The organism is Streptomyces cellostaticus (assembly GCF_001513965.1).
Classification (GTDB): domain Bacteria; phylum Actinomycetota; class Actinomycetes; order Streptomycetales; family Streptomycetaceae; genus Streptomyces; species Streptomyces cellostaticus.
The window spans coordinates 1-6433 of sequence record NZ_KQ948090.1 but is presented as its reverse complement, the minus strand read 5'-3'; the positions used below and the strand labels follow the sequence as shown (position 1 = coordinate 6433).

4 protein-coding genes and 2 pseudogenes are annotated in these 6433 nt (G+C 67.4%); 2 read left to right on the top strand and 4 right to left on the bottom strand.

Going from position 1 to position 6433, the window contains the following annotated elements; translation table 11 throughout:
- Positions 1-954: 954 nt before the first annotated feature.
- Together AQI88_RS42090 and AQI88_RS44575 are read right to left on the bottom strand one after the other, a co-directional pair.
- Positions 955-1317, bottom strand: a complete 363-nt coding sequence (locus AQI88_RS42090; protein ID WP_067011111.1) for a hypothetical protein — start codon at positions 1315-1317, stop codon at positions 955-957.
- Between the two features lie 178 nt (positions 1318-1495).
- Positions 1496-2231, bottom strand: a pseudogene (locus AQI88_RS44575) (IS5 family transposase); the annotation flags it as partial.
- Positions 2232-2413: 182 nt separating this feature from the next.
- Between AQI88_RS44575 and AQI88_RS42085 the strand changes: the two are divergent.
- Complete coding sequence (locus AQI88_RS42085) at positions 2414-2878, top strand: hypothetical protein (protein WP_159050592.1); 465 nt, start codon at positions 2414-2416, stop codon at positions 2876-2878.
- Positions 2879-3119: 241 nt separating this feature from the next.
- Here AQI88_RS42085 and AQI88_RS48380 read toward each other — a convergent pair.
- A pseudogene (locus AQI88_RS48380) lies at positions 3120-3233 on the bottom strand (Tn3 family transposase); the annotation flags it as partial.
- 1296 nt (positions 3234-4529) lie between these two features.
- On the opposite strand from AQI88_RS48380, the gene AQI88_RS42075 reads away from it, so the two are divergent.
- Positions 4530-5567 carry an IS630 family transposase gene (locus AQI88_RS42075; RefSeq protein ID WP_244184649.1) on the top strand — a complete coding sequence of 346 codons (1038 nt, stop codon included), beginning with the start codon at positions 4530-4532 and terminating at the stop codon, positions 5565-5567.
- A gap of 19 nt (positions 5568-5586) precedes the next feature.
- Here the strand turns inward: AQI88_RS42075 and AQI88_RS42070 are convergent, their stop codons facing one another.
- The gene (locus AQI88_RS42070) at positions 5587-6231 is read right to left on the bottom strand and encodes a dihydrofolate reductase family protein (protein WP_067011105.1); all 645 of its coding nucleotides are present in this window, start codon (positions 6229-6231) and stop codon (positions 5587-5589) included.
- Between the last annotated feature and the right edge of the window lie 202 nt (positions 6232-6433).

Genomic DNA, 6433 nt, shown 5'->3' with positions numbered 1-6433 from the left:
CAACCGCTACCTCATGAGAAATGACAGACTTGGCGTCCAATGGAGCTCCTGCTGAACAGTGATCTTGGTCGACACGGTTCTAGCAGGAGCTCCATCTCTGCTTCAGGCGCCTTGACACAACAGCTCAGCGCCTAACTACACGGCATTGGTACTAGATGCCCGCCTCGGCGGCTACCGCGATGGCGAGCGGAGCCTTGCCTACCCGCTGGCCAGTTGCACCAGTTCCGGGGACCTGGTCATCACCGACCGCGGCTTCTGGTCCGTCGAATTCGCCCACACGTTCACCGTGCGATCCGCCGGTTCGCCCACGCAGCAGCCCTCGCCGGCCCCGCCGGGGACGCGGATCGAATCTCCTACCTCAAGTGCGACCGCATCGTCCGCCGAAGCGTTCCATCGCAGCACGGAGCCACGACGGCCAAGCTCACCCGCTCCCTCGCCGAGGCTCGGCAAGAGGCACGCAGCCGCTTGCTCCCAGCCCGCCGGAACCGGAATTGCCCACGGGCGATCAAGAAGCCCAACCGGTGGCCCGTACTGCGGACCCGCGCCAAACGGGGGGCGGTCGAGCCGGGCCGCTGGGTCCTCAACCAGACCAAGAAGGCCAAGACCAACCGGCGGGCCGGGAGACCCGTGCTCTGGGGGTAGCGAGATACGGGTCAAAGGGGCAATGAGCTGATCTTAAAGCCCTGAGCGCCCGGACACGGGAGGGTCGACCAGGTGTCCGGGTGGCCGTGCGGTCTGAGCCCGCGGCGGCTGTTCCCTGGCGTCGGCGAGCGCCCGGTACACAGAGGCGGCCGACGGGTGCGTTCCGGCGTTCCTGCGGGCCTTGACGAGTAGCAAGTCTCGGGCACTGGCCCCGAGGCCTAGCCGGGGCCGGTTTGCGACTCCGGCCAGGTCAGGTGCCGATGGTCCAGTCGTCACCGATGCCCGCCCGGCTCGGGAAAGGGCAGGCGCCCTCTACGCCACGGTGGGCCGGTTGAGCACATCCTCGATTTGCATGTTCCTCAGCTGGAAGCCTCGTTCCATCCAGTTGTACAGGCCCCCTTGGTTGAGGCGGGCCTGTTCGGCCTTGAGGGTGTTCTGGGTCGCTTCGGCCCTGAGGACGTTCTTGTCGGCGGCCGAGGGGATGGCGGGGAACGACGGCTCCACCTCGTAGTAGATGACCCCCCGACCGCGGGCGTGTTCGCCATCGGCGGTGTGCACGGCGTGGGGGTCGGAAGGCGTGGGCTGGGTCTGGGCGTCCGCGGCCGGGGCCGTAGCGGCGAGGACGGCGGTCAGGAGGGCGGCCGTCACGGCGGCTCGCTTCGCGGTGGTGGTCATGCCCAGTCAACGCTCCCGGTCGGAAGGAGGTCACTACGGTGTCCCGGGTGGCGGAGGAGGAGCGCCCACGGACGGGCGGCGGGCCCCTCCGCGTGCTTGATTAGGGCCCTGCGCCCGCGCGAGCGTGGCACCAAGCTGATGAGACGACACAACTAAAGCAACTGCATTGCCCCTAGTGCGTCGGATCGAAACCGGCGGGCCGACCGCCGTTGCTGCCACGGCGTTGACGGTGGGCCCGCTGGTCGCGGCGCTCGGGAATGGTGTGCTTGATCTGTCGACGCCGCAGGTAACGGCGGTTGCGGCGCGATGAGTACGCTTTGTCACCGCTCACGTGGTCCGGCCGGGTGCGGGGATGGCCGCCGGCAGGGCGGGGCACGCGGATACGCTCCAGAACCGGGATCATCTGGGGGGCGTCACCCCATTGTCGGGGTGTGACCAGCACGGCCAGCGGCCGTAGTCCGCTCTCACCGGCCAGGTGGATTTTCGTTGTCAGCCCGCCACGTGAACGGCCGAGGGCTTCGTCCGAACGGTGCTGGGCGGGCCGGGCGCGCTTGCCGGACTTGCGAGGCGCCTGCTTGCGTGCGCCAGCGGCGTGCTGGTGCGCCCGGCACACGGTGGAATCCACACTCACCATGGACCAGTCGATACGGCCTTCCGCGTCGGCATCAGCCTGGACAACCCGGAAGATCCTCTCCCATGTACCGTGCCGACCAGCGCCGGTGCCGGTCGTAACAGGTCTGCCAGCTCCCGAACCTCCTTGGAAGGTCCCGCCAAGGGATGCCTGTCCGTATGCGGAACAAGATCCCGTTGATGACCTGCCGGTGGTCCTTCCACCGTCCGCCCCGACCGGCGTTCATCGGCAAGTATGGCTCCAGCTGGGCCCATTCAGAGCCGGTCAGATCACCTCGCCCCACACTGCCCTGAACGATCGGCAGCCCGGTTCGTCACCGACCGATCAGACAGGCCCTGGGGCGTGTCGTGAAAATCCGGGGCGGAATCCAGTCAGGGGATTGCGAACACCTGCACGTCGTGGCGCTGAGTGTCACTATGCTCACCGTACGTAGCTGTACTGAGGGCAGTCAGAAGGGGCTAGCGCATGACAACCGTCCGTAATCCGGCTCAGGGTACGAAGGAATTCGAGGGGGATAAAGACAGAGTCTCAAAGGTCAAGGCCTTCCTCGCCGCCGAGGTGAGCCAGAGTGGCCGCAGTCACGAGGTGACCGTCACCTACGAGGCGGTCCCCTACATCTGGGACTCCGTCGCTTGGTTCGGGGAGAACAACAAGCTGGCGTCCGGCTGGGAACCGAAGATGGACATCACGCTGACCCTGACCCAGCCCAGTGGCAATACCCGCTCCGAGTCCATCAGCGTTGTCGGCAAGGACGTGCCATACCCGCTTAAGGCGGAGCACGTCTTCCGCTACCTGGAGATGGGCACCCACAAGGTCACCGTGAGAGGCGTGAAGACCGGAGGCAGGAGGGCCACAGACGGCCGCAACAACACCGGCAACGACCGGGTCGTCCTGGGCGAGATGTCCCTCGAGGTCACCATCGGCGACTGAACCGGACCAGGGGCGGCCCCCTCGGTCGCCCCTGCCTCACGGGGCCCCGCGCGCAGGCAGCCGAACAGGGTCTTAGGGCATGCCCGATGGGTCAGCACGGGCCCCGCGACTCCCCCAGCTACCGCTGGGAGGTGCCCCCAGGCACGGTACCCCGCCGCGTTGTCGCATCGCCCGAGCACGCCCAGACCGCCTGGTAGGTGGGGCGCTTCGGGCCGCCCCGGGTGAAGCGTCGCAGCACCTACTCGGCCTCGGCCTTGCCCAGGCGGAGCACGGTGGTGTACTTGACGATCTGGTCGTACTGCTGGCGGATCAGATCCCAGTCGATCGTCTTGTTCGCCAGCACCGGCTCCAGGTGAAGCTTCCCCTTGATCGTGGACATCTGGTGGACGTTCCCCTCGGAGGCGGAGAGGCGCTGGACGGTCTCGGCGTGCTTGGTGCGTCGTCTACTCACGGGTTCAGCTGATGTGAGCACGCCCGGGGCTCATCCGGCGCTCTTGCCGGGCCGTTTTCAGATCGGACAGTTTTTGCCGCCCGGCACGCGGGGTGACTCCCCGGGCGCCTGTACGTACTGCTGCGATCAGCCCGCTCCTGCTGTGGATTCCAAGGGGCAGCTGGTAGGTGCTGACGGTCGGCTCCCAAGCTCCCAGTGAAGCGGCGATCAACCGACCACATGAAGGGGACGAACTACCGGATCCGGCGCGACTTGGTCGTCGGCGCCACCACAAACCTGCTCATCACGGCGTCGGCACTCGCGGCGGGGCCCGGCGTGACGGCCGTCTCACGAGCTCTTCCTTAACCCCGCGTCCCAACAGCGTCCCAACTCTTCCGTCCAGCCCCTGACTGAGCCCGCCTGCCGGGCCTGCCTGGCCATGGGCCGACTCATCAGTGCAGGTCACCGCAGCGCCAACTACGGCCTGCGGAGCACCACTGAACTCGCGAGCAGCGGATTCAGTCCGTTGGCCCAAAGTCCTGAATCCGCAGCCCCGCTGAGACGTTTCCGCAGGTCAGAGACCTGCCTGGGTGGGGCGGGTGGGACTCGAACCCACGGCCGACGGATTATGAGTCCTTTGAGGATCTTGGCGGCCCTTGCCTGTCCACGCTCATTCATGACGTTTTTGCAGGTCAGAAGGGGTGGGGCGTGTCGGCACCCCTTCGTCTTTGTCAGTCTGTTCCTGTCCTTGTGTCCCGACTGCGTCCCGACACCGCCCTGATTGGACGACGCCACCGGCCTGACGGGGACGTAGCACCAGCTCGGCGAGGTGACTCCAACCCTGCCGCAGCGGATTCCCTTTCCCATGCGCAGAGGCTCCGACCCGGCCAGCCGGAGCGGAGCCTCAACGGCCGTTCTGACCGGCCAGGACATCTGCGCGCAAGCTACCTCACCGCATGCCTGCGCAAACACGCCGAGGAGGAGACAGTGACCGAGGTGCCGGAACCGCCCCCACGCTGATACCGCCCGCGGAACTGCCTACTAGCTAGTGCTCTGACCGCATAGGTTCGCCGGGTTGGCCATCGTGACGGTTGGATGTGCGGGGACGTCCGATCCGACCGCTGGAGGCGCGGTGGCTGAGCCAGTCCGTGTGCGCAGACTGACCGACCAGGAGGGGCAGAAGCTGCAGCAGATCGTGCGTCGCGGCAGTACCAGTTCGGTGTGCGTTACCGGCGCGCGATGATGCTGCTGGCCTCGGCCGGCGGGAACCGCGTGCCGGTGATCGCCCAGCTGGTGCAGGCCGACGAAGACACCGTTCGGGACCTGATCCACCGTTTCAACGAGATCGGCCTGGCCTGCCTGGACCCTAAGTGGGCGGGAGGCCGTCCCCGCCTGCTCAAGCCTGACGACGAGGACTTCGTCATCCAGACGGCCACCACCCGCCCCACAAGCTCGGCCAGCCCTTCACCCGCTGGTCCATCCCCAAACTTCGTCGCCTGCCTGCGGAAAGTCCACGGCCGGGTGATCTGGATCGGCCGCGAGGCGTTACGCAGCCTGCTCGCCCGCCGCGGTGTCACCTTCCAGCGCACCAAGACCTGGAAGGAATCCCCCGACCCGGACCGCGAGGCGAAGCTGGAGCGGATCGAGGAGGTCCTGGACCGCTTCCCCGACCGGGCGTTCGCCTTCGATGAGTTCGGCCCGCTCGGAATCCGGCCCACCGCAGGATCGGGCTGGGTCGAACGGAAACATCCCGACCGAGTGCCTGCCACCTACCACCGCACCCACAGGGTGCGCTGCTTCCACGGCTGCTACTCGGTCGGCGACGACCGCCTGTGGGGCATCAACTGCCGCAAGAAAGGTGCCGCGAACACGCCGGCCGCGCTGAAGTCGATCCGCGCCGCCCGGCCCGACGGCGCCCCGATCTGCGTAGTCCTGGACAACCTGTCCGCCCATAAAGGCGCCGACATCCCGTCGCTGGGCGAAGAAGCACAAGGTCGAGCTGTGCTTCACCCCAACGGCTGCGCCTCGTGGGCGAACCCGATCGAGGCGCACTTCGGACCGCTGAGACAGTTCACTATCGCCCACTCGAACTATCCCAACCACACCGTGCAGACCCGGGCCCTGCATGCCTACCTGCGCTGGCGCAACGACAACGCCCGCCACCGCGACGACCTGGCCGCCGAACGCAAGGAACGCGCCCGCATCCGCAGCGAGAAGGGCATCCGCTGGGGCGGACACCCCCTCGCAGCCGCGGCCTGAACTCAAGCGGGCCCTCGCGTCACCTTCGCCAGAACAGGTGGTGCGTCACACCACTCGGGCTGGGCACGACCTCCAGGTGGAACCGGTCGAGCAGCTCATCGGGGGACTCCCACAGTCGCAGTCCGGACCCGAACTTCACCGGCGAGACCGCCACATGCATGGTGTCGACGAGGCCGGCATCAAGGAACTGCCGGATGGTGGTGACCCCGCCACCGAGCCGGACGTCCTGGCCCTGCGCCGCTTCCCGCGCCCGTTCGAGGACCGTGGCCGGGCTGCCGTCGACGAAGTGGAACGTGGTGTCGGAGAGCGTGAACGACGGACGCGTGTGGTGGGTCATGACGAACACCGGGGTGCGGAACGGGGGCTCCTGGCCCCACCAGCCGCGCCACTCATGGTCCTGCCAGGGCCCGCGCTGGGGCCCGAACTTGTTGCGGCCCATGATCTCGGCGCCGATGTTGCGCGCGAAGTCCCGCGTGAAGTAGTCGTCGAGGCCCCTACTCCCCCCGGGATCCGTGCGCATGGGCCAGCTCGCCGTGGCTCCGGCCCAGGCGAACAGCCTCTCGGGATGGTCGTGGCCGAACGGCCGCTCGAGACTCTGGTGCTCACCGGCACCGATTCCGTCACTCGAGACGTTGAAGTTCATGACTCTCAGCAGTTGATCCACGTGTGTCCTCGTCAGTCCTGTCGCGCCATCGTGCGGCGAGGCGCCGCACATCATGACGTCGAACGGGACGTGGCCGGATCGACAGCGGCCCCGCAACTTTTTCCAAGGCATGTCAGGAAACGGCCCAGGCGTCGCACCGAACGTCACCGCCCGCCCACCGCTCCAACCGCCAACCCGGCGAACCTATGCGGTCAGAGCACTA

Bases quoted from the DNA above. Each gene is read 5' to 3' on its own strand.
- AQI88_RS42085 (WP_159050592.1), top strand. From the start codon at position 2,414: ATGACAACCGTCCGTAATCCGGCTCAGGGTACGAAGGAATTCGAGGGG.
- AQI88_RS42090 (WP_067011111.1), bottom strand. From the start codon at position 1,317: ATGACCACCACCGCGAAGCGAGCCGCCGTGACGGCCGCCCTCCTGACC.